Raw genomic sequence first — 3,872 nt, 5'->3', positions numbered from 1 at the left:
CAGGAGGGTGAGGGATGCGCCCCTCGCCGCTGCACTCGTGGCACGGGCTGGGGATGACCGTGCCGTACCCCTGGCAGGTGCCGCAGGGCGCGCTCGTCATGACCTGGCCGAGGATCGAGCGCACGGCCCGCTGGACCTGGCCCGAACCACCGCAGATGTCGCAGGTGCGGGGCGAGGTGCCGGGCTGGCAGCACGTGCCGTCGCAGGTGGGGCACACCTCCGCGGTGTCCACCTCGATCTTCTTGTTCGTGCCGAAGACGGCATCCTTCAGGTCGATGCGCACGTTGATGAGCGCGTCCTGCCCGCGACGCGTCCGCGAAGGAGCACCCGGCTGCTGGCCGCCTCCGCCGAAGAAGGTCTCGAAGATGTCCTGGAAGGCGAAGCCCGAGCCCGAGTAGCCCGAGCCGTAGCCGTTGTCGGTCCCGTTCTCGTTGCCCGTCGTGTCGTAGACCCGCCGCTTCTGGGGATCCGACAGGACCTCGTAGGCGTGGCTGACGCGCTTGAACTCCTCCGACGCGTCCTCACCGGGGTTCACGTCCGGGTGGAGCTTCCGCGCGAGCTTGCGGTACGCCTTCTTGATTTCCTCCCCGGTCGCACCCTGCGCCACACCGAGGACCTCATAGTGATTACTCACTCGTGCACATCACTTCCTGTTGGAGACTTCTGTCTTGTGCTCGCCGGCCGGGCCGGCGGAATACTGCCCGGATCGCGGGATACCGCCCGGATCAGGGCCGGAGGCTACTCCTCGAGGATCCTCGAGAGATAGCGGGCGACGGCGCGCACCGCGGCCATCGTCGTCGGATAGTCCATCCGGGTGGGTCCGAGGATGCCGAGCTTCGCACCGGCATCCGGGCCGTAGCCCGTCGCGACCACGGAGGCCTCCGACAGGCCCCCGTAGGGGTTCTCGCTGCCGATCCTCACCGAGATCCCCCGCGCGTCGTACTCCATCTCGGACAGGAGACGGAGCATCACCACCTGCTCCTCCAGCGCCTCGAGGATGGGCCCGATGCTCAGCGGGAAGTCGCCCGTGGACCGCGCGAGGTTCGCGGTACCCGCCAGCAGGATACGGTCGTCACGGCCGAGTCCCGCGAGCTGCTCGAGCGCCCTTCCGATGGTACTCCCGTGGGCCCGCAGTGCAGGAGGAAGCTGCGAGGCCGCGACCGCGAGCTCGCCGGGCAGGGCGGAGAGCTTCACACCCGACACCGCGGAGAGGATCCGCTGCTTCAGCTCCGCCAGCTCGGCCTCCTGGAGATCGGCGTGCGTCCGGACGATCCGTTGCTGGACCGTGCCGTTCGTCGCGATCAGGACCACGAGGATCTGCTGCGGCGCGAGCAGCACGAATTCGATGTGGCGCACCGAGGCCCCACCGACCCGGGGGAACTGCACCACGGCCACCTGGTTGGTGAGCTGCGCCAGCAGCCGGACCGTCCGGTCCATCACGTCGTCGAGGTCCTCCGCTCCTTCGAGCAGCGTCTGGATGGCCTTCTTCTCCGGCGCGGAGAGGGGCTTAACCTCCGAGATGCGATCCACGAAGAGCCGGTAGCCCTTGTCCGTGGGGATCCGGCCCGAACTCGTGTGGGGTGCGGCGATCAGGCCCTCCTCCTCGAGGACGGCCATGTCGTTACGGATGGTGGCGGACGAGACACCGAGCTGGTGGCGGTCGACGAGGGCCTTGGAGCCGACGGGCTCCCGCGAATGGACGTAGTCCTCGACGATCGCCCGGAGGACCTCCAGGCGTCGTGGTTCACTCACTTCGATGTCACCTCCGGGTTCCACACTCGCTTCCCGGGCGGCCGGAGGCGATTAGCACTCGACACACCCAAGTGCCAAGTCTAGTACGTCCGGGCCGATTGTTAGCATTGGGAACCCGGGCTGCGGCAGACCGCCGGTGCCCTCGCGGGAAGGACGGGCTCGGCATGGACCACGGCTGGGGGGCACAGGACATCTCGACGCCCAGGAGGGTCGCGCTGCCCGATGTGCCCGTCGAGAAGGACATGGTCCTCGAGGACGTCCAGAGCGGTTTCGTGGGCGCCGTGATCCGCGTCGAGAAGTCCGGCGGGCTGCACGTGATGGTCCTCGAGGATCGCCGCGGCAAGCACCGCACGTTCCGGCTGGGCCATGGCTTCCTCCTCGACGGCGCACCCGTGCACGTCGTCGCACCCGTCGCGCGGACGGCGCCCGCGTCCCTGCGTACCGCCTCCGGGTCCGTGCGGGTCGAGGGTGCACGGGCGAGGACGGCCCGGGCCAGCAGGATCTGGGTGGAGGGGAAGCACGACGCCGAACTGGTCGAGAAGGTCTGGGGCGACGACCTCCGGCTCGAGGGCATCGTCGTCGAGCCGTTGCACGGTGTCGACGACCTCGAGGGAGCCGTCCGGGACTTCGGCCCCGGCCCGAACCGCCGGCTGGGGATCCTCGTCGACCACCTGCTGCCCGGCACCAAGGAGTCCCGCATCGCCCAGCAGGCGATGACCGTGCCCGGCGCCCGCAGCCACGTCCTGATCGTGGGCCACCCCTACGTCGATGTGTGGCAGGCCGTGAAGCCGGCAGCCCTCGGGCTCGAGGCCTGGCCCGTGGTCCCCCGCCACCAGGACTGGAAGACGGGCATCCTCGCCGGCCTGGGCTGGCCCCACGCCGACCAGGCCGCGATCGCCCACGGGTGGAGGCGCATCCTCGCGGGGGTCAGCACCTACGCGGATCTGGAGCCCTCGCTGCTGGGCCGCGTCGAGGAGGTCATCGACTTCCTGACCGCTCCGGCAGGTCCCGCCTGAGCGGTCGGCGCCCGACCACCACGTATCCTTGGAGCACGATCCGGGGGAAATGTTCCGCCGCCAGCAAAGGAATCGAAGTTGCCCAACACCGCCGACCACCAGCACCACGGACGGGGCGAGTCCCAGTCCGCGTTCGAAGGAACGCCGGCCAACGCCCTTCCACTGACCGCGTCGGAGGACCGCCAGTTCGCCACCCTGGCACACTTCGGCGGCATCCTGGGATTCATCCCGTCCCTGCTGATCTTCCTCATCTTCAAGGACAGGGGCCCCTTCACCGCGCAGGAGTCCAAGGAGGCACTGAACTTCACGCTGCCGCCGACGATCCTCGCGCTGGTCGCCTGGCTCCTGTCGCTGGTGCCGGTCATCGGCGGGATCTTCGCCGTCGTGAACGCCCTCATCTGGGTCACGATCACCATCTTCTCGGTCAACGCCGGCATCCAGGTCAACCGCGGGCGACCCTACCGGTACCCGCTGAACCTGCGCCTCGTCCGCTGACCGCCCGGGCGCCGCATCCGCCGGTCCCGGTCATGGGTCTCCCGATCCACCGACGGCGCGCCCGGCCGTCATCAGCGGCCCCGGCCCGCGCCGCCCGCACGACCGTGCGGTCAGTCCGGCAGCAGTCTCCGCACGACGGCGTCCGCGAGCAGCCTGCCCTGGAAGGTCAGGACGACGCGGCCCGCGAAAGCTGCGGCAGGCTCGACGAGCCCGTCGGCGATCAGCCCGGCGATCGCCCTGCGGCCCGTCGCCGTCAGGGAGCCGGTCGGAAGCCCCTCACGGAGCCGTACGCGCAGCATGACGTCCTCGACGTAGCGATCCTCCGCCGACAGGATCTCGCGTCCGGCCGCGGGTGACCGCCCGATCCCGAGAGCCTCGGCGTACGGACGCGGATGCTTCACGTTCCACCAGCGCGTGCCGCCGACGTGCGAATGCGCACCCGGGCCGGCGCCCCACCAGTCGCTCCCTCGCCAGTAGGCCAGATTGTGGCGACATTCGTCGGCGGGCGTCCGCGCCCAGTTGCTGACCTCGTACCAGTGCAGGCCGCCGGCGGTCAGCATCTCCTCCGCGAGGGCGTACTTGTCCGCGTGGTCGTCGTCGTCGATGGGC

At 69.9% G+C, this 3,872-nt stretch carries 4 protein-coding genes and 1 pseudogene; 2 read left to right on the top strand and 3 right to left on the bottom strand.

Annotated features, from left to right (window positions below; genetic code table 11):
- Together CVO76_RS15895 and hrcA are read right to left on the bottom strand one after the other, a co-directional pair.
- Positions 1 to 634, bottom strand: a 634-nt coding sequence (locus CVO76_RS15895; RefSeq protein WP_208740081.1) for a DnaJ domain-containing protein, incomplete at its 3' end; no start/stop codon positions are given.
- 104 nt (positions 635 to 738) lie between these two features.
- Positions 739 to 1,752: a heat-inducible transcriptional repressor HrcA gene (gene hrcA / locus CVO76_RS15890; RefSeq protein ID WP_133080560.1), complete on the bottom strand. Its 1,014-nt coding sequence runs from the start codon at positions 1,750 to 1,752 to the stop codon at positions 739 to 741.
- 164 nt (positions 1,753 to 1,916) lie between these two features.
- Between hrcA and CVO76_RS15885 the strand changes: the two genes are divergently transcribed.
- Positions 1,917 to 2,768: a DUF3097 domain-containing protein gene (locus CVO76_RS15885; RefSeq protein WP_208740080.1), complete on the top strand. Its 852-nt coding sequence runs from the start codon at positions 1,917 to 1,919 to the stop codon at positions 2,766 to 2,768.
- Positions 2,769 to 2,846: 78 nt separating this feature from the next.
- A complete protein-coding gene (locus CVO76_RS15880; protein ID WP_133080562.1) occupies positions 2,847 to 3,263 on the top strand; it encodes a DUF4870 domain-containing protein in 417 nt (138 codons plus the stop codon).
- 110 nt (positions 3,264 to 3,373) lie between these two features.
- Here CVO76_RS15880 and CVO76_RS15875 read toward each other — a convergent pair.
- Positions 3,374 to 3,872: pseudogene (locus CVO76_RS15875) on the bottom strand (radical SAM family heme chaperone HemW); the annotation flags it as partial.

The organism is Arthrobacter agilis, assembly GCF_002953615.1.
GTDB lineage: Bacteria > Actinomycetota > Actinomycetes > Actinomycetales > Micrococcaceae > Arthrobacter_D > Arthrobacter_D agilis_B.
Note: the sequence above shows the minus strand (reverse complement) of the source record. Positions and strands in the feature narration are given on the sequence as shown.

Coding starts and splice junctions, on each gene's coding strand:
- CVO76_RS15885 (WP_208740080.1), top strand. CDS start 1,917: ATGGACCACGGCTGGGGGGCACAGGACATCTCGACGCCCAGGAGGGTC.